This is a genomic window from Massilia sp. S19_KUP03_FR1 (assembly GCF_036688685.1).
In the GTDB taxonomy this organism is placed as follows: Bacteria; Pseudomonadota; Gammaproteobacteria; order Burkholderiales; family Burkholderiaceae_D; genus JALYUM01.
In genome coordinates this window covers 143307-168337 of the sequence record NZ_JAQQPS010000015.1, presented here as the reverse complement: position 1 = coordinate 168337, position 25031 = coordinate 143307, and the positions used below count along the sequence as shown (strand labels likewise).

The window sequence follows — 25031 nt, the reverse complement described above, 5'->3', positions numbered from 1 at the left end:
CCTGAAAAACTGGCACGATAAAAAGCCAGAATTATTCGTTAAACGCGTCTATAACCAAGCGGGTCTTGACATCTAACGCCTTCTGAACGATCGCAAGTATTACATCCAGGATAGCGAGCTTCAGTTTACATCTATAATTTGATTCGCAGCGCCGTTCAAGGACTGCTTTGGGTCGAAATCGGCCGGTCAATCACAGACTGCTAATCAGGGAAATTTTTTCGCGCGTAGATCGCAAAGAAATAATGACCTCCGCAGCCTCGGTGACATCTATTGCGGTCAAAACGACACGTGCGACTGTTGCAGTTGCAGCCGTTTCCCAAACCAATCATTGGCAGTTTCGTTCATTCTCCACAGCACGGGCGATCCATGCCAGGGCGAGCTACGCAGGCCACACTTATCAAGCGCGCAAGCAGCTCGGCCGGACGTCCGGGATCGTTTCCTGAGAACGGTCCGGTCGTCCGGGGTATCCTGACTACCGGGATGGGTTGTTGACTTCCTGCAACAGGGTAACGATATCGTTGCGCAGGATGCGCGGGTGCAGGTAAGCGGGCGAATAAATTTCGCGCACCACGCCGTCCTGGTCGATCAGATACACCTTCATCAGGTGGCTCAGGACCGGCGCCCGCTGCGCTGGCTGGCCAGGGTGGATGACGCGCACATCCTGGCCAAAGCCCGCCAGCAAGGGCGCCAGTTGCGCGTTCGAGGCCGTGGTCAGAAAAAACCAGGGCACCGCATTCCCGGGCCGGGCATCGTCGCCGCCATAGCTGCGCATCATCGCAGGCGTGTCGAAGGCCGGATCGAAACTCATGCTGACAAGGCGCACCTTCCCCCGCAAGGCAGGGTCGACGGCGATCATGTCTTTCAGTGCGTGCAGGCTTGCATAGGCCAGCGGACAGCCTTGCGGGTCGGTGCAGTAGGTATAGATGAAGGAGAACAGCGTGATGCGGCCGGTGGTGAAGGCGCGCAGGCGACGCGCCCTGCCGTCGCTGTCGAGCACCGGCCCGTCCGGCACATGCAGGATACGCTCGAGGCGATAACTCCCCGCAGCCGGCGCCACGAATCCCAGCGACGGCAAGCCATCGACCGGCGCAGCCAGGCGCTGCCCGGCCAACTGCAAAGACCAGGCAGCTGCTGTCGCCAATGCAGCGAAAGCCAGCGCCGCGCCGCATGCTGCACGCAAGGTCACACAGGCGCCCCCGGTCGCTTCGCACCCAGCTTCATGTGATGGGCCCGCCCCAGCTTGAGCTGGTAGAAATCGACGACAAATTGCTCCTTGAGTTCCTTGCCGTCCCAGCTGTACAGCTTGACGAACTGCTCGTCATCCTTGCCGCCCTTGTCCCATTTGGCCAGCAGCGAACTGCTGACGTACACCCGCTTGCCGTCCCAGCTTTGCGACACCATGTTCACCTGCGACCCCGTCTTTTTGGCGTAGGTTTGGCGCGGCGCCTCCGGGTTGCTGATGTCGAAATAGCGGGTGGTGCCATCCATGAAGGTATTCACCCAGAGCCCCTTGCTGTCGGCAGTAATGGACATGTCGACTGGCAGCGGCGTCTTCGACGGATCGCCGATATCGGCCACCGCTTTGGCTTGCCATTCTCCCCTGGCGTCTTTCTTCACAAGCCACAGCTTCGACGTCAGGGCCGTGGAGGTGATGGCCCAGTCGTCGCCAGGGCGCAAGGACCAGCGAATTTCAAGCGGCGCACCGGGGACTTCGAACACTTTGTCCGGTCGCATGGCTTTCAAATTCCACATCACCATGGTGTTGCCAAATTTTTTCATGGCGGCCGGATCCTTGATCAGCGTGCCCAGTTCAGTCATGTAATTCTGGCGGCCCGTGAAGCTGGACGTGAGCAGCGCATTGCGCGCCGGGTTGATGGCGATATCGTAACCATAGCCGTCGGCGCCCTTCCCGACCGGCAGCGCGTACTGGCGAATGAAGTCGCCCTGGTTGTTGTAGAGCGCCATGCCGGTGACGCCGCCGCCATCTTTGGTATTCGACAGCGTGCCGACCAGCATGCGTCCCGGCAAGGCGTAAAAGGTGTGCGGGCCGAGCAGGCCCGATCTGGCGCCCAGGTCGGTGATGGTGCGCACCAGTTTGGGCTGCGCCGGGTTGGCACCGACGTCGAAGACATGGATTTTATTGCTGTCGAGCGCGCCGGCCCAGAGAAAGCGCCGGTCGTCAGTGAAGCCGAAGTGATGGGCTTCGCCGCGTTCGCCTACACTGGCCTGCGCGATGACTTTGCCGTACGTTGCGGAGCCCGGTTTCACGTCGAGCGTCACCAGCTTGTCGAAGCCGTCGCCCATGCCTGCAACGCCGAGAGTCCAGACATACAAATAGTCTTCCTGGCCTCGGATGAGGTTGGAGAGATAGGGGGAATTACAGGTTTCGTCGGCGTGCGCAGGCGGCGTGAAGGCCCCCGCCGTCAGCGCCAGCGCCGCAGCGATTGTTAGCAGAAATCTGATCAAATGCATTGTGATACTCCGGTAAATGGGCAGACTGCACCTGCTTATTGTTCCGGAGCTGCGTTTGCGCAAATTGATATTGCGCAAACGCAGGGTAAAACTTACTCTTCGAGCTTCACATCTTCACTCTTGGCGTCTGCCATCGCTTCCGGCTCGACGTCTTCCGCCGCACGGTTGAGCTTGATAAAGATACCCCAGCCCGCCAGCAGCAATGCCGCCGCCACCAGGATCGTCGCCGCATGCGGCAGCATCGCCGGATTTTCGTGCGACGCCTTGAACGACGCGACCAGGCCTTCGATCGACAAGGCCACCACCACCACGACCAGGAAGCGTGACAGGTAGCGCCGCACCCGCGTCGGCGCACTCACGTGCGAGTCGCGGATGACCTCTTCTTCGATAATGGTCTGGGCGATCTGCAGTGCCACCACCGCAATGGCCAGAATCGAAATGGCTTCGATGGCATTGTTGGCACTGTCGTTACCGATCATCGCCACCCACGTGAGCTTGCCCGCGATACACATCAGCAGCAGGGAGATCGCCACGAACAGCAGGGACATCGCCCCATGCACCCACGAGAAGAACCGGATTAACAGTTTCAAATGAGATTCTCCGGCTTAGCGGCGCACGGGCGCGATCTGGGCCTGGCGCTGTTGCTCGCGCGCACGCGCGTCGGCAGCGGCCTGTTCGCGGGCTTTTTTCTTGCTCATGTGGTGGCCCACGGCACAACCGACCGCGGCGCCGGCCACGCTGTGTTTCCCGGCAACGTGCCCGGCGACACCGCCGACCACGGCGCCTTTCAGGCAACCGGCCTGAGCACTGGCAACGCAGGCCAAGGACAACACCAGCGCCAGGGAAGTGGTAATTGAACGAATTTTCATGTTGGTGCTTTCAAAGTAGTTAAGTTATTAATCACTGACATGATAACTACGGGCAATAAACTCGACCGTTCGCCAGCGCGCATAAGGCGCACTATGCCCCAATGTGCACTAACTAACACTCGTCGACAATTACCAACAGTGGACTGCAAAATCGACGCGTTTCACTACCATTTCTCTGAGACAACCATTTATACTGGCCATTCTTTCTTTCGGAGTAATACAATGCACGCCAACATATTATCGTTCGACATGCCAACACTGGGAGCGGCATTGGCCGCCCTGAGCGACGCCGAACTCGATCAACTCGACTTCGGCGTGATTGGTTTCGATCGCGAAACGGCTGTCTGCCGTTACAACGCAGTGGAGTCCAGCGCCGCCGGCCTGTCGCCCCAGCGCGTGCTGAACCAGCCCTTGTTCACCAACGTCGCGCCCTGCATGAACAACTTCATGGTAGCGCAGCGCTTCGATGACGCCGACGATCAGGGTGTCGCGCTTGATGCTACCATCGACTACGTACTGACCCTGCGCATGCGGCCGATCAAGGTGGCCCTGCGCCTGATTGCGGATCCCGGCGCCGCGGTGCGCTATGTCTTAATACGCCGGCAATAAACCATCTGGACGCATCGGGCACCATGAATACTGCAAATATTGACAATATCGTCACCGAACACGAAGCGCTGATCCAGTTCCTCTACCTGGCCCCAGTGGGCCTGGTGCAGACGGCGGCGGACGGCGCGATTGCGATGATCAATCCGATTTCCGCGCAATTGCTGATGCCGCTGGCGCCGCAGGCATGCCTGGACAATCTGTTTGATGCGCTCGCTGGCGTGGCACCCGAATTGCGTCACCTGTGCGCCTCGTTCAGCGCACCTTCCGGCATGATCTGCGAAGGTCGCCAGATCTTCCTGCACCCGGACAGCCGCGCGCGCATCAAGCGCGGCACGCCCGAAGTCCTGTCAATCAGCCTGCTCAAACTCGATGCGCACCGTCTCATGGCCGTGATCGCCGATGTGACGGAACAGGTGCGCCGCGAGCGCCAGCTGAAACAGGCCGACGCCTGGCTCAACGCGATCCTGACCAATATCACCGATTACGCGGTGGTCGGCCTGGACCGGGACGGCAATGTCAGCGCCTGGAACGACACCATCGGGCGCGTCACGCGCTTCGGCACAGAAGTGGTCGGTCAGCCCTATTCCGTGTTTTTCCCCGACGGCGGCACCACCGACGCGCGCCAGCTCGACCGCTTGCGCGAAGCGCTGGCGAATGGCTGGAATCTGGAAGAAGGCCCACGCCTGCGCGCCGACGGCAGCCAGTTCTGGGGCAGCGCCATGATTTCGCCGCTGCCCGACAGCGGCGCCCTGCACGAGGGTGAAGCCGACCGCGCCTATTGCATGATCCTGCGCGACATAAGCGACAAGCATGCGGCCGGCGCCGCCGCCCACAGCGAGTCGTTCAGCGATACCCTGACCGGCGTGTCGAACCGGCGCGCGTTTTTCGACGCTGCGGCCCAGGAACTGGGACGGCGTCGTGCTTCTCCACGCGCCACCTCGGTGGTGGTGTTCGATACCGATCACCTGAAGTCGATCAACCAGCGCCTCGGCGCGGCGGCCGGCGACCTGGTCCTGCGCCAGCTGGCCGATCGCTTGCGCGCCACTTTCCGCGATGTCGACGTGGTGGCGCGCATGGGCGGCAACCAGTTTGCCGTGCTGTTGCCGTCGACCGACCGCGCCGGCGCCCTGATCGTCGCCGAGCGCGTGCGCGCGCAGGTGGCCGCGCTGCCAGGCGCGCCAGACGGCAGCATGATTGCCTTCACCGTCAGTGCTGGCGTGGCTGAAATGGACGACGATGCGAACGAGCTGACCGCGCTGATGGAACGCGCCGAACAGGCCATGCGCCGCGCCAAGCAGCAGGGGCGCAACCAGGTCGCCGGCTGGAGCGCCGCCGACGACTTCCAGCTGCCGCAACACGCACCCCAGCTGTGAATACCATGATCGTCCACAACAACCAGAACGATGCCTACGAGGCGTTGGTCCAGTTCTTGTACCGCGCGCCGATCGGCCTGGTCCAGATCGACTGGGCCGGCACCATCGAGCTGCTCAACCCCATGGCGTCGAACCTGCTGATGCCGCTGGTCGGCAGCGACGGCCTGGACAACCTGTACACCGTACTGCAGGCGCACGCGCCGGAACTGGCGGCGATGGCGACAGCCTACGAGGAATCGTCCGGCGTGATCTGTGACGCCCTGCGGGTGCCGCTGGGCGACGCCGCCGGCGGCCCCGGCGCACCGGAAGTGCTATCGATCAGCCTGCTCAAGCTCGACAGCGCGCGCCTGATGTGCGTGGTCGCCGACGCCACCCTGGACATCCAGCGCGAACGTGAAACGCTGGCCCGGCGCCTGAAAAGCGCGGCCCGCACCGATGCCCTGACCAGGATGCCGAACCGCGCCGCCGTGCGCGAGCAGCTGCAGTCGCTGCTCGGTTTTACGCGCTCGGCCGACAGCGGTGAAGTGGCGCTGCTGTTCATGAATTGCGACCGCTTCCGCCAGATCAACGATACCCTGGGCCAGGCCGCCGGCGACGCCCTGCTGGTGGAAATTGGCCAGCGCGTGCGCGCCGTGCTGCGCCCGCCCACCGACCACATCGCCAAGGACAGCGGCCAGCTGGCGGCGCGCCTCGGCGGCGACGAATTCGTCGTCGTGCTGGAAGGCATGCGCCGCATCGAAGACGTCGAGAAGATCGCGCGGCGCCTGATCGACAACATCGGCAAACCCTATTTTTTGCTGGACCACGAAATCAGTTGCACCGTCAGCGTGGGCCTGGTCTGGAGCCTGGCCGAAAACACCGACCCGGACGAAGCCGTGCGCGACGCTAGCATCGCCATGGTCGAAGCCAAGCGTGCCGGCGGCGCCCGCTACGTGACGTTCGACACCGGCATGCGCGAACGGGCTGCGCGGCGCGGCGATATCGAAGCCGAATTGCGCACGGCGCTGCACGACAATCAGCTGTTCGTGGTGTACCAGCCAGTGGTCGGCTTGCTGGCCGACGGCGGCACCGATTATTCGGCCGGCGTGGAAGCGCTGGTGCGCTGGCAGCATCCGGTGCGCGGCGTGGTGCCGCCTTTCGAATTCATCGAGGTGGCCGAACAGTGCGGCCTGATCGGCGCGCTGGGCGACTTCGTGCTGGAGCGCGCCTGCCGCGACTTTCAGCGCTGGCGCGTGGAGCTGGGCCCGATCGCACCGCGCCTGATGGCGGTGAACCTGTCGCGCGCCCAACTGGGCCAGGACGGCTTTGCGGCCAGCGTGCGTGCCACCCTGGCCCGGACCGGCATGGCGGCGGGCGCGCTGCAGCTGGAAGTGACCGAAAGCCTGGCCGCGCAGGACCAGGAAATTCAGCAGCGCCTGCACGAACTGAAGGCGGTTGGCGTGACGCTGGCGCTGGACGATTTCGGCACTGGCTATTCGTCGCTGTCGAGCTTGCATTTACTACCTGTCGACACGGTGAAAATCGACCGCTCCTTCGTGTCCCAGTCCGATACCAGCGCCCACCACCGGGTGCTGATCGAGGCCACCGTGAAGGTGGCCCAAAGCCTCGGCATGGGCACCGTGGCCGAGGGCATCGAGACGGCGGCGCAGGAACAGGCAGTGCGGGATCAGCATTGCGCCAAGGGGCAAGGCTATCTGTTCAGCCGGCCGTTGACAGATCCGGCGCTGGTGCAGTGGGTACGCGAACGGGCGGGTTAAGCGCCGCTCTGGCGGGCCAGCAGGCGCCTTAACTGCGCCGCCTGATAAGCCCCGAACGCCGAACTGAACAGGCACCGGATCAGCGGATCATCGATCACGTCGGCAGCGTCCAGCGCCCGCTCGGTGGCCGCATCGAACCGAGTGTCGTTGATCCGCATGTACATCGACGTCAGCGCCTCGCCCGATTCGAGCGCCGCATACAGCTTGGCGGCCGGGATGTCGGTGCTCCAGCCCAGCGGGGCAGCAGCGTCAGCGCACAGCGCCGCGCCACCAGGCGCGAGCAGATAACGCCAGCGGCGCACCTCGCCCGCGTGATCGAACAGCGACAACTGCCACACGCGCGCCACGTCGAAATAGTCGCAGCCCGCTTCCACCTCGCCGTACTGCGCCGGAAAGGTCACGCGGCAGTAGTGCTCGACGCGCGCCTGCTGCTGCGCCGTCAGCGCCGGGAAATGCGCCGCAATCTGCGCCGTGGACGGTGGCGTTGCATTGCCTTGATAGACGTAGTCAAGGTCTTGCTCGCCCACCGGGATCACCCAGGCCAGCGCCGGCGCAGGGGTGAGCGACGCCGCATTGAGCCGCAGCGACACCGACGGATTCATGCGCACCACCTGGGCGCTCGGCACCGCCGCGCCCACTTGCGCCGTGAACAGCGCATACGAGACCGGAAAGAAGGCCCGGTTGTACCACGACCACGGTTCCTGCTCGAACTGGCAGGAACTGGGCACGATGAAGCGCGGCGCCAGCGCCTGCAACTGGGTGATCCATTCGTCCGGCAGCGACGGCGGCGCGGGCGCGCAACGCGATGGCGCCAGCACCTCGATTTCACGCATGGTCTGGAACGGCCACAGGACCATGTCCCACGGCCCCTCTCTGACCAGTTGCGCCAGCGTGCCGTCGTCGATCCAGGAGTCGACCACGTTGAGCACATTCAGCCCGGCCGCCTGCACCTGGAACATCGAGTCGACGTCGGCATCCATCGCCTCGCGTGGCGTGACCTGGAACGGGCCGACCGTCACCGCCGCGTTCAGACGCAGCGGATGGACGTGCGTAAAACCCAGGCTGCGCAGCATGTCGAACAGTTCGTCGAAGATGCAATACAGGTAGATGGGTGTGGCGCGGTCGAGCAGATCGACGCTGTCGAGCGAGCAGTGGTCATCGTGGAAATGCGAAATGAACACGGCGTCGAAGCGTTCGCGCCGGACCAGGTCGAGATCGAAACGCACGGCCGGAAAGGCGTGGCAATTGTGGCTGAACGGGTTCTCGAAAATGGTGTCGAACGCGATACGCGTGCCGTCGCATTCGAACACGTAACCGGCGTGCAGGATGCGGGAAATGGTGATGGCGCTATGGGTCATCGGCGCCATTTTACACCCACCCCGTTTTATAATCACCAGCCCAGCCACGCTGCTTCCGACCATGCACAACTTCGAACACCGACGCGACCGCTTTGCCCTCTTTGACGGCATGGACAGCGCCGTCGTCAACATCACGTTTACCATGACGCTGCCGGATTTCCGGCCCTGGTGCAAGGCCCACGGCCTGCCGCCCTTCCACGTGATGCTGCGCGCCGTACTGCGTTCAGTGCTGGCGATCGACAATTTCCGCTACCGCGTCTGGCAGGAAGAAGTCATCCGCATCGAGCGCCTGATCCCGTCGTTCACGGTCGTCAACCAGCACAACGACCTCAATTTCGCCCAGTTCGACTGGGTCGACGACCTGCGCGGCTTTGTGGCAGCCAGCGTGGCGGCGCGCGATGAAGCGGCCGGCATGACGGCGCTGAACATGTCGCACCGCTTTGCCGCGCCGCGCGACGCCAAGGACCAGGTGTTCATCACCTGCATCCCGTGGCTCGATTTTACGTCGATCCAGCATCCGGTTGCGTCCTCGTCCACACCGGATATTCCGTCGCTGGCCTGGGGCAAGTTCCGTGATGCGCCGGACAGCACGCTGCTGGTGCCCTTTTCTGTCCAGGCCCATCACGGTTTCGTCGACGGGTTTCACATCTACCAGCTGGCCGAGAAAATCGCCGCCGAACTGACTGCATTGATCGACCCCGGGTTTAGCGCACCCTGTGCGTCAGCGCGTGCGCCGCTTCCCTGAATAACTGGGCGGCGCGCGCCGGGTCCGGCTCTTCCATCGCCAGCTGTTGCAGCGCTTCCGGCGATTCGCCATCGGCAGCAACCTGCAGCCAGCGCGCCGCCGCGGCCGGATCCGGGTCGACGCCTTCGCCGTCGCGCAGCATGTTTGACAGCGTAAAGGCGGCATCGGCGTCGCCGGCTTGCGCTGCCCGCTCGAACAATCGGACGGCGCGCGCCTGGTCGAGCGCCACGCCGGTCCCATGCCGATACGCCCTGGCCTGGGTCGTGTCGATTTCCGTATCATGTGCGGCCGCCTGCAGGCACACCAGGCACGCCGCCAGCGTCCACCCTCTCACTTCGACAGATCCACCGCGTAGAGCGCAAAGCCCTTGCCGTCATCGCTGTGCAGCTCAGTGACGTTGTCGAGCCCGGCTTCACGCGCCAGGGCCAGTTTGCCCGGCGCCGAGCGGAACACGACCGGGCCAGCGGTTTTCACCGGCGCGAACCGCCAGCTGCGCGCGGCGCCGTTGGCCGCGCGCGTCAAGGTCTTGGTGGCGCGCACGTAGGCGATCAGCACATCCCGATTGTTGTCGGGCGCTGCGAACACCGTCTTGCTGCCGTCCAGGCCCGGGAAATTGCCGCCCCCGCTGGCGCGGTAGTTATTCGTCGCGACCAGGAACGCCTGTGCCGGCTCGACCGCCTTGCCGCGCCAGGTCATTGACCCGATGCGCTGGCCCACCGGCTGCGTCACATCGATGCGGTAGCTGAAGTCGCGACTGGTGACGGTGTCAAAGTTAAAACTCGGGTGGCCCGGGTTGATCAGCTCCTGCGCAGTGGTCACGCTCGGGTCGATCATGTTGAAGCGCTTGGCCGCCGTCTCCAGCCAGCCTTTCAGTTCGGCGCCGCTCACCTTGACCAGGTACAGCGCGTTCGGGTACAGGTACAAATCGGCTGCATTGTTCAGGGCCAGGCTGCCCGGCGCCACGTCGGTGTAGTCGCCCGGTCCCGCGTAGCCGCTCTTGAACGCGGCCGTCATCGACAGCAGCGGCAGGCCGGCCAGCTTCGGCAAATTCGCCTTCACGTAGCGCGCCGCGTAGTCGGTCTGGGCCTGGTTGACTACCTCCAGCGCCGAACTGTCGCCGACGTCCGAAAAGTAGGACGACAGGCGGAACGCGGTCTGCCCGACCGGCGTCTTGACGTAGGCAATCGTGGCCGCGTGTTCGGCGGCGATGGTCGCCAGCACGGCCGGATCGGCTGCCACGACCGATTTGTCGGGCTGCTGCGCGGCGCGCGCTTCTACCGTGGTCTGCTCCTTATCCACGATCCAGCGCGTGCCATCGTTTTTGAGGTGCAGGCCAATCACGCCCAGGTGCTTGCCCCACAAATTCGCCATCACCGTCGGTACGCCATGCACCAGTCCTTTTGCTTTGTCCACGCCCGGCAGATTGAACTGCGCAATGCTGCTGGACGCGTCCGGGAAGGTCTGGTGCGAGTGCCCCAGCAGCATGGCGTCGATGCCCGGCACCTGCGCCAGGTACCAGTTACCGTTTTCCATGGTCGGCGAATACGGGCTGTCATCGAGGCCACCGTGCGAAATGGCGACGACGATGTCGGCGCCCTTTGCCCGCATCTCAGGAATGTATTTTTGCGCCGTCTCGCGCAGGCCTTCCGTATAAACTTTACCGTCCAGGTTGCGCTTGTCCCACGACAGGATCGTCGGCGGCGTAAAGCCGATGATGCCGACCCTGATCGTGGTCGTGATTGGCTTGGCGTCGGCGCCCAGCGCCGTGATGGTCTTGTCGATGATGCGGTACGGCGCGAACAGCGGCTGGCGCGTTTTGGTGCTGTAGACATTGGCCAGCACTTGCGGGAAGGCGGGGCCGGCACACGCCGTTTTACGCGGCGCCACGCCGGCCACGTCGAAGCGTGAACCGGTGACCTGGCCAAGGAACGCCAGGCCGTAGTTGAATTCGTGGTTGCCGATACCGCCGCCGTCGTATTTCAGCTGGTTCATCACCTTGTAAATGCCCAGTACCTGGTTGCAGCGCAGCGGTTTTGCCAACGCCTGCCAGTCGGCCAGCGCCGTGCCCTGGATGGTGTCGCCATTGTCGAACAACAGGCTGTTGGCGAACTCGCTGCGCGCCTGCGCGATCAGGGTGGCGGTGCGGTCCAGGCCGAGCGACTGGTCGGGCGCCAGCTTGTAGTAATCGTAACCGACCACGTTCGAATGCAGGTCGGTGGTTTCAAGCAGCGCAATGGTAGCGGTAGCGCTGGCAGTGGCGACCCGTTCTGCGGCGGCGACGGGAAGAGCAAGCAGGAGCAGAACGGCAGCAGAGATCGGGGTGCGCATGGGAGTTTCCAGATAAGGGGTCGGCGCCATCATACGGCACCCTTCCACGGGGCTCAACAGTGCATCACTACGGTATAATCCAAGGTTCGATTCAACCAACACCGAGAGCCCCACATCATGGAAGCCGAACGCATCAACGCCCTGTCCGCCCTGCTCAACGACCTGACCGGTCGTGAAGCCGAACTTCGGAGGTATCTTTGACTTCGATAAGAAGTCAGAGAAACTAGAGCAGGTCAACGAAGAACTGGAAGACCCCACCGTCTGGAACGACCCGAAGAAAGCGCAAGATCTCGGCAAAGAGAAAAAAGCGCTGGAAGCCGTGGTCCACACCTTGATCAAGGCCGACGCCGACCTGAAAGACGCGAACGACATCTACCAGATGGCGCGCGAAGAAGGTGACGACGACACGCTCGAATCGGTCATTGTCGATGCCGACACCATCAAGGGCGTCATCGAAGCGATGGAGTTCCGCCGCATGTTCAGCGGCCAGCTCGACGCGAATAACTGCTTCATCGATATCCAGGCCGGCGCCGGCGGTACCGAAGCCCAGGACTGGGCCTCGATGCTGCTGCGCCAGTACCTGCGCTACTGCGAACGCAAGGGCTGGAAGGTCGAGATCCTCGAGCAGTCCGACGGCGAAGTCGCGGGCATCAAAACGGCCACGCTGAAAGTCGAGGGCGAGTACGCCTACGGCCACCTGCGCACCGAAACCGGCGTGCACCGCCTGGTGCGCAAGTCGCCGTTCGACTCGGCCAACGGGCGCCACACCTCGTTCACGTCGCTGTTCGTGTACCCGGAGGTGGATGATTCGATCGAGATCGATGTGAACCCGGCCGATATCCGCGTCGACACCTATCGTGCGTCCGGCGCCGGTGGTCAGCACATCAATAAAACCGACTCCGCGGTGCGCATGACGCACGGGCCCACCGGCATCGTCGTGCAATGCCAGAACGACCGTTCGCAGCACCGCAACCGCGCCGAAGCGATGGAAATGCTGAAGGCAAAACTGTACGAACACGAACTGCGCAAACGCATGAGCGAACAGCAAAAGCTGGAAGACTCGAAGACCGACGTCGGCTGGGGCCACCAGATCCGCTCGTACGTGCTGGACCAGTCGCGCATCAAGGATTTGCGCACCAACTTTGAAACCGGTAACACCAAGGGCGTGCTCGATGGCGACCTCGATGAATTCATTTCGGCCTCACTCAAACAAGGCGTTCAATGATCCGTGCATTCCTCTTCGACATGGACGGTACCATCGTCGACAACATGGGCTTCCACACCGATTCGTGGGTGGAGTTCTTCAAACGCCGTGACCGCACCATCGACCGGGATGCCTTTTTCCTGGCCACGGCCGGACGCCATGGCCGCGAAATCATCCGCGACGAGATGGGCGCGCACCTGACCGAAGACGAAGTCGTCGCGCTCAATAGCGAGAAGGAAGTCGTCTACCGCGAGCTGTACGGCCCACACCTTAAAACCGTCGCAGGCTTCGAGGCGCTGGTGCTGGCCGCCAGGGCAGACGGCGTCAAGCTGGCCGTGGCCACCGCGGCGCAAACCTCGAACGTCACGTTCACGCTCGACGGCCTGGATATCCGCAAGCATTTCGACGCGGTCGTCACCGCGGCCGACGTCCCGCGCGGCAAACCGCATCCGGACGTGTTCCTGGAAGCGGCCCGTCGCGTCGGTGCGCTGCCGGAAAACTGCATCGTGTTCGAAGACGCGCCGCTGGGCGTGGAAGCGGCCCGGCGCGCCGGCATGCGCTGCGTGGTGATTACCACCACCCTGCCCGCGTCGGCCTTCGCCGCATTCGACAATGTCATCCTGATTGTCGACCATTTCACAGACCTGTCGGTTGCCGACGTGTTTGCAGCCTCACCCATCCAATAAAATCATGACTACCGAAAACCAGGACCAGGCGCCCATCACGGCCGCCGATGAAAACAAGCTCATGGCCGAGCGCCGCGCCAAGCTGGCCACCATTCGCCAGCAGGGCATCGCTTTCCCGAACGACTTCCGCCCACAGCACAAGGCTGCCGACCTGACGGCGCAATACGCCGGCAAGACGCGTGAAGAACTCGAAGCCGAGCCAGTACACGTCGTACTGGCAGGCCGCATGATGCTCAAGCGCGAAGCCGGCAAAAAGGCCGCCTTCGCGACCCTGCAGGACGCGTCGGGCCCGCGCGCGGACGGCCGCATCCAGATCTACGCCACGCTCGACGTGACCGGTGAAGCCGCGATGGACGCCTTGCGCAGCTACGACCTGGGCGACATCCTCGGCGTCGAAGGCACGCTGTTCAAAACCAAGACCGACGAGCTGACCATCAAGGTCAGCAAGCTGCGCCTGATCACCAAGGCGATCCGCCCGCTGCCGGACAAATTCCACGGCCTGGCCGACCAGGAAACCAAGTACCGCCAGCGTTACGTCGACCTGATCATGAGCGAAGAGACACGCCGCACCTTCAAGGCGCGCACCGCCGCGATGTCGTCGATCCGCCGCTTCATGGAAAAGAACGAGTTCATGGAAGTCGAAACGCCGATGCTGCACACCATCCCCGGCGGCGCGGCAGCGAAACCGTTCATCACGCACCACAATGCGCTGGACATGGAAATGTACCTGCGTATCGCGCCCGAGCTGTACCTGAAGCGCCTGGTGGTAGGCGGCTTTGATCGCGTGTTCGAAATCAACCGCAACTTCCGTAACGAGGGTGTGTCGGTGCGCCACAATCCGGAATTCACGATGATGGAATTCTATGCGGCCTACACAGATTACCAGTGGATCATGAATTTCACGGAAGCCGTGATCCGCCAGGCCGCTGTCGATGCGCATGGCACCGCCGAGCTGACCTATGGCGGCCGCGCACTGGATTTGTCGAAACCGTTCCACCGCATGACCATCGTCGAAGCCATCAACAAGTATGCACCGGGCTATAGCGCCGAGCAGCTGAACGACGCTGACTTCATCAAAACCGAGCTGCTGAAATTCGGCGTGAAACCGTTTGCCACCGCCGGCCTGGGTGGTTTGCAGCTGGCGCTGTTCGAAGAAACCGCCGAAGCACAGCTGTGGGAGCCGACCTTCATCATCGACTACCCGGCCGAAGTGTCGCCACTGGCACGCGCATCGGACACGACGCCGGGCATCACCGAGCGTTTCGAACTGTTCATGGTGGGCCGCGAGATTGCCAATGGCTTCTCCGAGCTGAACGACGCCGAAGACCAGTCGGCGCGTTTCCTGGCCCAGGTGGCGGCCAAGGAAGCGGGCGACGAAGAGGCGATGTATTACGACGCCGACTACATCCGCGCGCTGGAATACGGCATGCCGCCGGCCGGTGGCTGCGGCATCGGGATCGATCGCCTGATGATGCTCATTACCGATTCGCCGAATATCCGGGACGTGCTGCTGTTCCCGCATTTGCGCAAGGAAGAGTGATCGGTTTGACGTAAGAACGGCGTGCCCGGATGACTTCGCGCACGCCGTTTTTTTATCCGCGATGAAGCAGCCTTATTCTCGCTCGTCGCCCTCGAAACGTCGTCCCGGCGCAGGCCGGGACCCATAACACGCTCGCTGAAATGGTGACGGTCGAGGTGCTGTAAACGTGCTATTGGTTCGCGCCTTCGCGGCAATTACGTGTGGAATGCAACTATTGTATAACCCGATAACACGGCACATACGCCTTCCCCGGCAACTTCATCCGGCTCTGCTCCACGAACGACGTCAGCAACGCATCCATCGGCCCCGTGATACTGGCGTCGCCATGAATTTCAAAATGCCCGAACTGCTCGATCTCGCGTATCCCGTCTTCCTTCACATTCCCCGCCACGATGCCTGAAAACGCGCGCCGCAAATCCGCGGCCAGCAAATGGGTTTCCTGGTTCTTGTGCAGCGACAGGCTGCGCATGCTGGCGTGGGTCGGCTTGAACGGCTTCTGGAATTCGGAATCGATCTTCAAGGCCCAGTTGAAGTAATACGCGTCGCTGCGCGATTTGCGGTATTCGCGCACCTTGCGAATCCCGGTCAGCATTTCCTGCGCGACCAGCGCCGGATTGTCGACGATGATCTGGTAGCGTTTCTGGGCTTCTGCCCCGAGCGTGGCACCAATGAAGCCGTCGATCTGTTCGAAGTATGCCTTGGCCGTGGCCGGACCCGTAAAAATCAGCGGATACGGCATGTCGGTGTTATCGGGATGCAGCAGGATGCCGAGGATGTACAGGATTTCCTCGGCTGTCCCGGCACCTCCCGGAAACACGATGATGCCGTGTCCCGTGCGCACGAAGGCTTCCAGCCGCTTTTCGATGTCCGGCATGATCACCAGGTCGTTGACGATCGGGTTCGGCGATTCGGCGGCGATGATGCCCGGCTCGGAAATGCCGAGATAGCGGCCGGTATGCAAACGCTGCTTGGCGTGGCCGATGGTGGCGCCTTTCATCGGACCCTTCATCGCGCCCGGGCCGCAGCCGGTGCAGATATCCAGGTCGCGCAGGCCCATTTGGTAGCCCACTTCCTTCGAATAATTGTATTCGATCCGATTGATCGAATGGCCGCCCCAGCACACCACCAGATTCGGATTGCGCTGCGGTTTCAGGACATTCGCATTGCGCAGAATGTGGAACACCGCGTCGGTAATGCCGTCGGGACGGGTCAGGTCGAATTTTGGATTGCCGACGATTTCGCTGTTCACGTACACGATATCGCGCAGCACCGCGAACAGGTGTTCGTGGATGCCCTTGATCATTTTGCCGTCGACGAAAGCAGCCGACGGCGCGCCCTTGATATCGAGCTTGATGCCGCGCTCGCGCTGGACAATCTTGATGTCGAACGAGCGATAGCGTTCCAGCAGTTCCTTGCCGTCGTCCATCGAGCTGCCGCAATTAAGCACCGCCAGCGCGCAGCTGCGGAACACCTGGTAAAGGCCGCCCTGGCTCGTATCGAGCAGTTTGGCCACTTCGGATTTGGACAGCACTTCAAGCTGGCCTTCGGGGGAAATCAGGGTATCGATAACGTCGTATTCCATGGTGCGCTTCCTTTTGCTAATCAATCGTTCTCGCCACCAATATACAACGTGTGACGGCATTCTGCCTCGACGCCAGCGCCCGGGTACCACATCCCGCATTTTTTTGCTTGCGATGCCGGATTTACATTAAAATGCAGCGCACATCGGCTTGCCAGGACACGATCCGGGCAGCGCCAGTATTCGATCAACAATTTCGAGAGGACCACCGCATGAGTGGAGCAGGCAACACAACGACGACGAACGAAGTCGCTATCCCGGGATTCAAGCAGATCATGGGTCATCCAGCGCCGCTGTGGATGCTGTTCATGACGGAATTCTGGGAACGCTTTGCCTTCTACGGCATACGCTGGGCCCTGGTGCTGTACATCGTGGCGCAGTTTTACGCCGGCTCCGGTGCGGGTGAAGGCCCGGCCGGCCTGGTCTACGGCGCGTATCTGGCGCTGGTGTATGCGGGCGCCGTGTTCGGCGGTCTGGTTGCCGACCGCGTGATCGGTTATCAACGGTCGATCCTGATCGGCGCGGCCTTCATGGCTGCCGGCCTGTTCATGATTACCGTGCCAAATGAAGATTTCTTCAAACTGGGCCTGGCCACCATCATCGTCGGCAACGGCCTGTTCAAACCGAATATCTCGACCATGGTCGGGAAACTGTACGCGCTGGCCGATACCCGGCGCGATTCCGGTTTCACGATTTTCTACATGGGCATCAATACCGGTGCGCTGATCGCACCGGTGCTGACCGGCTACCTGGCGGAGAAATATGCCGGCCCGGGCGCAGGCCCTGCCTATAAAGCCGTGTTCTTCGCGGCCGGCATCGGCATGCTACTCAGCCTGGTCTGGTTCTATTTCGGCCGGCGCCAGCTGAAAGGCATCGGCGCCCCGACGCCGGAAGCGCAAAGCCCGATGCGGATGGTCTGGGTGGTGCTCGGTGCACTGTGCGCCATTCCGGTCATGTACGCCCTGCTGCGCATCGAAGCGGCCAAGCTGCAAGTGGTGCTCTCCGTGCTGTTCGTGATCCTGGCGATCATGCTGGTGGTCGAGGGTGTGCGCGAAGGTAAAGTCGCGCGCGACAAAACCATCGCCATGATGATCATCTTCTTCTTCAACATCATGTTCTGGTGCTTCTTCGAGCAGGCCGGTTCGTCGTTCACCTTCCTGGCTGATAAAATCGTCGACCGCCAACTGGGCACGTTCCTGTTCCCGACGGCCTGGTTCCAGAGCGTCAATTCGATTGCCGTCATCGTCTGCGCCCCGATCATTGCCGCCATCTGGGTGATGCTGGGCCGGCGCAACAACAACCCGTCGATTCCTCGCAAATTTGGCCTCGGCATCCTGTTCAACGGCTTCGCCTTCCTGCTGCTGATGTTCGCACTCGGTTCGCTGGTCAACCCGGAAGGCAAAATCCCATTCTGGACGCTGTTCGCGGTCTACGTGATCCAGTCGATCGGTGAACTGTGCCTCTCGCCGATCGGCCTGTCGATGGTGACGAAACTGGCCCCGACCCGCCTCGTTGGCCTGGGCATGGGCGGCTGGTTCCTGGCCACCGGTATCGGCAACAACCTGTCCGGTATTTTCGCCAGCCACGCATCTGGCTCGGCCGGCATGTCGGCCGCCACCGCGCTGGGCGCCTACACCCAGGGTTTCTATATCCTGATGGCCGGCGGCGTGCTGCTGTTCCTGCTCGCGCCATTGATCCAGAAACTGATGCACGGCGTCAAATAAAGCGCGCCGCGACAGTGAAAATGGCGACCTGCGGGTCGCCATTTTTGTTTTACGCGCGGGTGTCGATGCCGATTGTGTCGCCCTGGTATTGCTGCATCGTCTTCAAGGCCGACTCCAGCATCTTGCGCGTTACATCGTCGTTGCGCGAAATCGCTCCCTCGATGCCCGCGCGAACCGTCTGTGTGAAATCAACCCGTTTGACATCGTTGCCAGCCTGCAGCTCGGTGCCACCGCGCACCGGCACTTTCATCGCCATCGCCATGAAAGGCCTGCTGTCATCCAGCGACATGTTCCCGCTGCGAACCTGGTCATTGCTCCACGCCTGCATTTGCTGGCGGGTCATGCTCGTAAAGTCGACTGGCTTGGCGCTTTGCGCATCCGACTTGGACGTCGCTGCCGTCGCCGTGCTCAGCGCAGCCGAAAACGAGGCCGCGACGTTGCGGGCTGCAGTCGATAACGGCGCGCTTTGACTCGCGTAGAGGTGGCGTGTTGCTGTCTCAATTTTCATCTTGGCAACTCCTTTAAGATAATAAAACGCACTGCACCCTCCCACGCAACGCTGGTGCCGGCCTGTTGGCCTCTCCGCCCTGGGACAGGTGCATTAATTTACCAAATCGCCTACCATTTAATACCAAGAAGAGAGCAACTAAAAGTTTAATGTTCGGTGCTTCGAGCAAGGTGCTGGAGAGCTAACAGGCATGTTGCCGTTGTTTTGGACCAGAGAATCCCATTTTTCAACAATGCCCCAGGAGCAAGAATGAACCACGCTACAAGAATCTGCAGTCTCTTGCATGTCAACGCAAAACTTGCGCTGTACGCGACGCTATCGATGGTGTTGCTGCCCCCGGCATGGGGCCAAACGCCAGAGACGGAAGTGCCTGTGCAGAGCGTGCAGATCACCGGCGTGAGAGATCCTGCGATCATGCCTTACCAGACGGCTTATGAAATACTGAACAAAGTTTCCAGCGTCAGCAATGGGCGGGTGCAACTTTTAATCAAGGTAACGTCTGCCACGACCCATGCACCGATTCCCGACCTGGACATCTCGCTGCGCGGCGAAACGACCTTCGAAAAACTGACCATATCGCCGTCCGGTTTTATCACCGTTCCGCTAAGTCAAGATATCTACAATGATCGCGCCGAGTTCCTGACCAATAAGAAAAAAGGATCGCTGAGCGTGGCGTTTTATCTGGTGCCGAAGCTGTCTGGCGAAAATCTCAGCTACGGCGAAATCGTCGACGGCATACAAGCAGCGCGCCACGCGCTCGCCCAGATTATTCCGTGGTATCTGCGTTTACTGAGCCCGTCAATCACCGGGGTCGGCATCTGCTATCCAGATAATCATCAGACCGTATTGGTTTCAAAAAGTAAGGAAGCGGTGCGTCCCGCTACCACCGAAGAAACGAATATTGCGACCAACGCCAAGGTATTTTGCGCGAATTTTTCCTCGACGGAGCGCAGTATCGCCAGGGACAGCATCATTTCGCCAGCAAGCGGCTGGGATCCCATCTTCCGCTAAGTACGACATGCCGGGCGAATTGAGGCCGCTTGGTCGCACTCCCCCCTCCCCCTAAACCGCGGCGACACCGCCATCGACAAAAAGTTCATGTCCAGCGACAAAGCTACTTTCACTTGATGCCAGGAAGAGGACCGCTCGTGCCACCTCGTTCGGTTCCGCCAGGCGCCCAAGCGGAACGCTTTTATTGAGCGCCTCTTCGACTTCCGGTTGCGCGTCGAGGTAGCTGCGGATCAAACGTGTTTCCGTCCCACCAGGCGAGACCACGTTTACGCGGATGCCGCGCTCCTTCAGGTCATTCGTCCAGCTTCGGGCGAACGAGCGTACCGCTGCCTTGCTGGCGTTATACAGCGACTGGCCCGGCAAGCCTTTGCTGCCAGCGATGGAGCCGTTGAGCACGACGGCACTTCCCGCAGCCATCAGCGGCAGGGCTTTCTGCACAGTGAACACCATGCCTTTTACGTTGACATCGAAGATCGCGTCGAAATGCGCATCGTCGATCTGAGCGAGAGGCACGACCTCGTACCTGCCCGCATTGGCGAACACCACATCGACCTTTTGGTGCTCGCGTTCGATCCGTTCGTATAGCCGGGCAACGTCGGCAGCGTTGGCGACGTCGCCTTGCACGCCGACCGCCCCGTGGCCGATCTCTTGCACGGCCTCGGCGAGTAATTCTTGCCGGCGCCCGGTGATGTACACATGCGCACCTTCGATGGCGAACAGTTTCGCCGTTGCCAGGCCGATGCCGTCGCTGCCCCCCGTGATCACCACGACTTTGTTTTCGAAACGTTTGGTCATTTTCTGATACCCTTTGAATAAGTGGAGGTTTGCTTCACTTATGATACGGAGGCAACCTCCACTTAGCAAGCGAAAGAGAAAAAATTGAGTGATGCAACTGCCCTGCGGGCTGACGCGCAGAAAAACCGCGAACTGATCCTGTCTGCCGCCGAAGCGCTTTTCCTTGAAAAAGGCGCGGATGTGCCGCTGGAGGAAGTTGCCAAGCGCGCAGGCGTCGGTATCGGTACGCTGTATCGTCGCTTTCCCACGCGTGAGGCACTGTTGGCCGCTACCAGTAATGAACGTTTCCTGTCGCTGGCGCAGAGCAGCCGTGCGCGCGACCCGGATCACACGCCAGCCGAGGCGGTACGCGCTTATCTTGAGGAGCTTGCAAGCAACACGAGCGCTTATCAGAGCCTTGCTGCTTCGATCGGGACGGTGATCCAATGCGGGACGCCTGGATGCACTGCGATCACCGCGGAAGGACACCGGCTGCTTCAGCGTGGACAGGACGCAGGCACCATCCGCCGCGATGTCACTTACGAGGATTTCATTTACGTGGTCACTGCCATTTCCATCGCAATCGAACATGACCGTTCATCGACATCGCGTATCAGGCATCTGGTCGACCTTTTTCTCAATGGCATAAGCGTAACAGCGCCGGATGCGCCACCGATACCTGAGCGCGTGGACGTACAAAAATAGTTATTGAACTCTTGTGCTCGATTCCTTACTATTTAGGCAAATTTCTATAGGGGAATGCCGATGACACAGCCGGTCATGTTTCAGCCGAAGCCAAGTGGCGCATGCACGCAAACGTCAAGTCCGCTCGTCATCCTCGCCAGCACGGGAACCGGTGGCGACATATTTCCCTTCATCACGCTGGGCCAGGGCCTGCTGGAACGCGGCCTTCGCGTGTTGCTGCTGGTGCCAGCTTTTCACGAGGCCATCGTGCTGGCCGCAGGCCTTCCTTGCCAAACCTTTGGCACGCATGACGAATGGCAAGCGCTGTTGAATGACCCCGACCTTTGGGACGAACGCAAGGGTTGGGGCGTGCTCTGGAATGGGCTGTTGCCCCACCTACATGCCATCCGCCACATCGTGCAATCCTTGCCGGCCGATCAATCCTGCGTGGTCCTGGCCCACCCGCTGATGGTTCCCATGGCTGCGCTGGCACGCTCGGCGCGCCCGGATTTGCGGATTGTTTGTGCCTGCCTCGCCCCGGCCAATCTGTGCAGCAGTCATGACATGCTGGCCGCGGGCTCCTTGCGCATACCCGCATGGATGCCCACCAGTTGGCGCCAGGGGCTGTGGAAACTGATCCACAAAACCTTGATCGATCCGCTCACCTTGCCTGGCCTGAATGCCGCGCGTCGTCAACACAGTCTGCCCACGGTGCCGCATTTCTTTGAACACATCTTCACGGCGCCCGACGCTGCGCTGGGATTGTTTCCCGCCTGGTACGCGTCGGCTCAGCCTGATTGGCCGACAGCGTTCGCTGCAGGTGATTTTGTCAGCACCGCGCTGACCGGCCAAGCGCCCTTCTCACCCGAGCTGGCGCAGTTTCTGGCGAACGGCGCCGCACCGATTGTGTTCACGCCTGGCACAGGGCACCAGCACGCCGCGCGCTATTTCAACACTGCGTTGAAAACATTGCAGCGGCTCGGGCGGCGTGGGCTGTTTGTCACGCCCCATGTGGCGCAAGTCCCCGAGCGCTTGCCAGCGAGCGTCATGTGGCAAGCCCATGTGCCTTTCAGCGCCTTGCTGCCGCGCGCGGCAGCGCTGGTGCACCACGGTGGCATCGGCACCACTGCCGATGCCTTTCGTGCTGGAATCCCTCAACTGATCGTGCCATTCGCCTACGACCAGTTTGACAACGGTCTGCGTGCCAAACGATTGGGTGTGGCCGACGTGCTGCTGGCAAAGCGCCTGTCCGTCAGGCGCATGCAACAACAACTGGCGCACTTGCTCGACTCCCACGCTGTCGACCAGGCCTGCGGCGCCATCGCGCAGAAGATGGCGCAGCAACCCGCTCTGCCCTGGCTGCTCGATCGCACTGAAGCGGTCCTCTTCGCACATCAACCCGTCAACTCCGCTGCAACCGATGCGCCGGCCCTGGATGAAACGGCACAGTATCAGCCCGAACGCGCCTGATTTGCCGGTCCGGAAAACTGCGCGCTAGCGTTGCGGCTTCTCGCGTCCCACCCAGTACAACAGGAACATGATCCCCGCGTAAGGGATCAGGGATAGCCAGTCCGACGAAGCGCCCGCGAAAAACGGGTTGGCCGCTTCCGCCCACTTGCTCAGTTTGCTGTCGAAATCGGTCAGCACACCCGCCGTGATGGCGATGACGATGCCGGCCAGCGCGCCACCGGCAATGTAGCCCGACGCCAGCAAGGTTCCCGAGCTGCGGTCGCCCGCGGCCTGACGCTCTTCGTCGTTCAGGCTGGCGTACTGCGGCAACTGATTGTTGCGGCGGTCGACCAGCCAGCGGATTGCGCCGCCGACGGCAATCGGCAGCGTCGACACCAGCGGCAGGTAGACGCCAACCGAAAATGTCAGCGCCCCGATCCCCGCCATCTCCAGCACGACGGCAATCATCACGCCAAACAGCACCAGGGTCCATGGCAGCTGCTGATCCAGGATGCCCTTGATGATGTAGGACATCAGCACGGCTTTCGGCGCATCGTATTTCTTGACCTCGGAGCCGTCCGGCCGCGTGCTGTGCTGGCCGTTGATGCCCGGGTCGACCAGGTAGGCCAGCGTGCCGTCCGGCGCCACGAAGTATTTGCCGGCCGGACCGCCCACCGTGTCGGTCTTGTGCCAGACCTTATAAGTGTTATGGTCGCTGGCCGCCTGCGGGCCTTGCAACTGCCCCGTTGCCGTCAGTTTGGTGGCGTCGACGGTCAGGCCGGGGGCCACCTGCGCGGCCGGCACGTACACGGTGCCGGCATCGTTCAGTTTCAGCAGGATCGGGCCGAGGATCAGCGCCGACGCGAGCGCGCCGGCCAGAATGGCGTACTGCTGGTAACGCGGCGTGGAGCCGACCAGGTAGCCGGTCTTCAAATCCTGCGAGGTGGTGCCGGCGTTGCTGGCCGCAATGCAGACGATGGCGCCGACCGACAGCGCCGTGACGTAATACTGGCCGCCGGTCCAGCCCATGGCCAGGAAAATCAGGCAGGTGAACAGCAAGGTCGCCACCGCCATGCCGGAAATCGGGTTCGACGACGAACCCACTTCACCGGTCAGGCGCGAGGACACGGTGGAAAACAAAAAGCCGAATACCAGGATCAACAGCGCACCGAGGAAATTCATGTGCAGCGGCGTGGCGAAGGAAATCACGGCGATAATGGCCAGGCAGCCGATGACCACCCATTTGATCGGAATGTCCTGGTCGGTGCGCAGGCCAGCCGCCAGCGGTGCCGCGCGGCTGGACAGGACGCCGGCCAGGCCGCCTTTCAGGCCGTTCCAGATGGTCGGCAGCGCACGCGCCAGCGAAATCAGGCCGCCCGCCGCCACCGCGCCGGCGCCGATGTACAGCACATAGGCGCTGCGGATATCGTTGGGCGTCATGTCCTTGATCAGCATGGTGCCGGGCGCCACCGGGACCGTCAGCGCGTCGCCGAAAAATTTGATCATCGGGATCAGCAGCAGGTAGGACAGAACGCCGCCGGCCGCCATGGTGAAGGCAATGCGCGGGCCGATGATGTAGCCGACGCCCAGCAGTTCGGGTGAAATCTCGGCGCCCACCGAGCCGGCTTTCAAGGGCGCGCCAAACTCGAAGTTGGACGTGTCCTTCCAGCCCTTGAGCGAAATGCTCGCCACCTTGTACAACAGGCCCAGGCCAAAACCACCAAAAATGATTTGCGCGCGCCGTTTCGCCAGCTTCGCCTCGTGCGAGCCTTCGATGCGCACTTCGCCGGCAGCGGCGCGCGAGGGTTCGGTGGCGGCGGCCTTGAGTACCTCGGCGCAGGCGGTGCCTTCCGGGTACTTCAGTTCGTGGTGCTGGTCGACAATCATCGTGCGGCGCATCGGAATCATCATCAAAATGCCGAGCAGGCCGCCCAGCACGCCAACCAGCATGACGCGCGAAATCTCCAGGTCGAAGCCGAGGATCAAAATGGCCGGCATGGTCACGCCCAGGCCGAAGGCGAGCGACTCGCCGGCCGAACCGGCAGTCTGGGTGATGCTGTTTTCCAGGATGCTCGAATCGCGCCCCCCGGCCTTTTTCACCAGCCCGAACAGCGTGATGGCAATCACCGCCACCGGAATCGACGCGCTGACGGTCAGGCCGACCTTCAGCACCAGGTACAGCGAGGAGGCGCCGAATACCATCCCCAGCACCACGCCCATGAGCAGCGCCCGCAAGGTGAACTCGGGCAGGACGGCGTCGGCCGGAATATAGGGTTTGAAAACGGGTCGGCGCGGGTCGTAAGGCATGGTGTTCCTGGACGGATGGAGGAAGAATGGATCGCGGGACTATCGCACATGGCG

The 25031-nt window shown here is 61.9% G+C and carries 22 protein-coding genes; 11 read left to right on the top strand and 11 right to left on the bottom strand.

Going from position 1 to position 25031, the window contains the following annotated elements:
* Nucleotides 1-472: 472 nt before the first annotated feature.
* The 4 genes from V6M87_RS17775 to V6M87_RS17760 all read right to left on the bottom strand — a co-directional run bounded on the left by V6M87_RS17775 (nt 473) and on the right by V6M87_RS17760 (nt 3341).
* Nucleotides 473-1186: an SCO family protein gene (locus V6M87_RS17775; protein ID WP_332877983.1), complete on the bottom strand. Its 714-nt coding sequence runs from the start codon at nt 1184-1186 to the stop codon at nt 473-475.
* Nucleotides 1183-2472 carry a selenium-binding protein SBP56-related protein gene (locus V6M87_RS17770; RefSeq protein WP_332877982.1) on the bottom strand — a complete coding sequence of 430 codons (1290 nt, stop codon included), beginning with the start codon at nt 2470-2472 and terminating at the stop codon, nt 1183-1185. Before V6M87_RS17770 ends, V6M87_RS17775 begins: the two co-directional genes overlap by 4 nt.
* A gap of 92 nt (nt 2473-2564) precedes the next feature.
* Nucleotides 2565-3062 (bottom strand): hypothetical protein, encoded by a 498-nt coding sequence (locus tag V6M87_RS17765; protein WP_332877981.1) that lies wholly within the window; start codon nt 3060-3062, stop codon nt 2565-2567.
* Between the two features lie 15 nt (nt 3063-3077).
* Entirely contained in the window at nt 3078-3341 is a 264-nt protein-coding gene (locus V6M87_RS17760) for a hypothetical protein (protein ID WP_332877980.1), read from the bottom strand.
* A 222-nt stretch (nt 3342-3563) separates the two neighbouring features.
* On the opposite strand from V6M87_RS17760, the gene V6M87_RS17755 reads away from it, so the two are divergent.
* The 3 genes from V6M87_RS17755 to V6M87_RS17745 are packed head-to-tail and all read left to right on the top strand — an operon-like array spanning nt 3564 to nt 7080.
* Complete coding sequence (locus V6M87_RS17755) at nt 3564-3950, top strand: phosphonate transporter (protein ID WP_332877979.1); 387 nt, start codon at nt 3564-3566, stop codon at nt 3948-3950.
* 23 nt (nt 3951-3973) lie between these two features.
* Nucleotides 3974-5323, top strand: coding sequence for a sensor domain-containing diguanylate cyclase (locus V6M87_RS17750; RefSeq protein ID WP_332877978.1), 1350 nt, complete (start codon nt 3974-3976; stop codon nt 5321-5323).
* A gap of 5 nt (nt 5324-5328) precedes the next feature.
* Complete coding sequence (locus V6M87_RS17745) at nt 5329-7080, top strand: putative bifunctional diguanylate cyclase/phosphodiesterase (RefSeq protein WP_332877977.1); 1752 nt, start codon at nt 5329-5331, stop codon at nt 7078-7080.
* Here the strand turns inward: V6M87_RS17745 and V6M87_RS17740 are convergent.
* Nucleotides 7077-8438, bottom strand: coding sequence for an MBL fold metallo-hydrolase (locus V6M87_RS17740; RefSeq protein ID WP_332877976.1), 1362 nt, complete (start codon nt 8436-8438; stop codon nt 7077-7079). The two genes, V6M87_RS17745 and V6M87_RS17740, sit on opposite strands and share 4 nt — an antisense overlap.
* Before the next feature lie 61 nt (nt 8439-8499).
* Between V6M87_RS17740 and V6M87_RS17735 the strand changes: the two genes are divergently transcribed.
* On the top strand, nt 8500-9183 hold the full coding sequence (locus V6M87_RS17735) for a CatA-like O-acetyltransferase (protein WP_332877975.1): 684 nt from the start codon (nt 8500-8502) through the stop codon (nt 9181-9183).
* On the opposite strand, the gene V6M87_RS17730 is transcribed toward V6M87_RS17735, so the two are convergent.
* Both V6M87_RS17730 and V6M87_RS17725 read right to left on the bottom strand, forming a co-directional pair.
* Nucleotides 9143-9517: a tetratricopeptide repeat protein gene (locus tag V6M87_RS17730; protein WP_332877974.1), complete on the bottom strand. Its 375-nt coding sequence runs from the start codon at nt 9515-9517 to the stop codon at nt 9143-9145. The genes V6M87_RS17735 and V6M87_RS17730 overlap by 41 nt on opposite strands.
* Entirely contained in the window at nt 9514-11511 is a 1998-nt protein-coding gene (locus V6M87_RS17725; RefSeq protein WP_332877973.1) for a bifunctional 2',3'-cyclic-nucleotide 2'-phosphodiesterase/3'-nucleotidase, read from the bottom strand. Before V6M87_RS17725 ends, V6M87_RS17730 begins: the two co-directional genes overlap by 4 nt.
* A gap of 117 nt (nt 11512-11628) precedes the next feature.
* Here V6M87_RS17725 and prfB point away from each other — a divergent pair.
* From prfB to lysS, 3 genes are all read left to right on the top strand, one after another.
* A protein-coding gene (prfB, locus tag V6M87_RS17720) for a peptide chain release factor 2 (protein WP_332877972.1) occupies nt 11629-12736 on the top strand; the annotation gives its coding sequence in 2 pieces (ribosomal slippage) (nt 11629-11709 and nt 11711-12736; 1107 coding nt in all).
* Entirely contained in the window at nt 12733-13401 is a 669-nt protein-coding gene (locus V6M87_RS17715) for an HAD family hydrolase (protein ID WP_332877971.1), read from the top strand. The genes prfB and V6M87_RS17715 overlap by 4 nt, the downstream gene beginning before the upstream one ends.
* Before the next feature lie 4 nt (nt 13402-13405).
* On the top strand, nt 13406-14941 hold the full coding sequence (gene lysS, locus V6M87_RS17710; RefSeq protein ID WP_332877970.1) for a lysine--tRNA ligase: 1536 nt from the start codon (nt 13406-13408) through the stop codon (nt 14939-14941).
* A 211-nt stretch (nt 14942-15152) separates the two neighbouring features.
* On the opposite strand, the gene ppnN is transcribed toward lysS, so the two are convergent.
* On the bottom strand, nt 15153-16523 hold the full coding sequence (ppnN, locus tag V6M87_RS17705; RefSeq protein WP_332877969.1) for a nucleotide 5'-monophosphate nucleosidase PpnN: 1371 nt from the start codon (nt 16521-16523) through the stop codon (nt 15153-15155).
* Nucleotides 16524-16732: 209 nt separating this feature from the next.
* Between ppnN and V6M87_RS17700 the strand changes: the two genes are divergently transcribed.
* On the top strand, nt 16733-18244 hold the full coding sequence (locus tag V6M87_RS17700; protein ID WP_332877968.1) for a peptide MFS transporter: 1512 nt from the start codon (nt 16733-16735) through the stop codon (nt 18242-18244).
* Between the two features lie 49 nt (nt 18245-18293).
* On the opposite strand, the gene V6M87_RS17695 is transcribed toward V6M87_RS17700, so the two are convergent.
* Nucleotides 18294-18752, bottom strand: a complete 459-nt coding sequence (locus V6M87_RS17695; RefSeq protein WP_332877967.1) for a hypothetical protein — start codon at nt 18750-18752, stop codon at nt 18294-18296.
* 249 nt (nt 18753-19001) lie between these two features.
* Between V6M87_RS17695 and V6M87_RS17690 the strand changes: the two genes are divergently transcribed.
* Nucleotides 19002-19763: a hypothetical protein gene (locus V6M87_RS17690; RefSeq protein ID WP_332877966.1), complete on the top strand. Its 762-nt coding sequence runs from the start codon at nt 19002-19004 to the stop codon at nt 19761-19763.
* A 51-nt stretch (nt 19764-19814) separates the two neighbouring features.
* Here the strand turns inward: V6M87_RS17690 and V6M87_RS17685 are convergent, their stop codons facing one another.
* A complete protein-coding gene (locus tag V6M87_RS17685; protein WP_332877965.1) occupies nt 19815-20558 on the bottom strand; it encodes an SDR family NAD(P)-dependent oxidoreductase in 744 nt (247 codons plus the stop codon).
* Nucleotides 20559-20642: 84 nt separating this feature from the next.
* Here V6M87_RS17685 and V6M87_RS17680 point away from each other — a divergent pair, with 84 nt between their 5' ends.
* Both V6M87_RS17680 and V6M87_RS17675 read left to right on the top strand, forming a co-directional pair.
* Nucleotides 20643-21242, top strand: a complete 600-nt coding sequence (locus V6M87_RS17680) for a TetR/AcrR family transcriptional regulator (protein ID WP_332877964.1) — start codon at nt 20643-20645, stop codon at nt 21240-21242.
* Nucleotides 21243-21296: 54 nt separating this feature from the next.
* Nucleotides 21297-22691 carry a glycosyltransferase gene (locus V6M87_RS17675; protein ID WP_332877963.1) on the top strand — a complete coding sequence of 465 codons (1395 nt, stop codon included), beginning with the start codon at nt 21297-21299 and terminating at the stop codon, nt 22689-22691.
* A 24-nt stretch (nt 22692-22715) separates the two neighbouring features.
* Here the strand turns inward: V6M87_RS17675 and V6M87_RS17670 are convergent, their stop codons facing one another.
* Entirely contained in the window at nt 22716-24977 is a 2262-nt protein-coding gene (locus V6M87_RS17670) for an OPT family oligopeptide transporter (RefSeq protein ID WP_332877962.1), read from the bottom strand.
* Between the last annotated feature and the right edge of the window lie 54 nt (nt 24978-25031).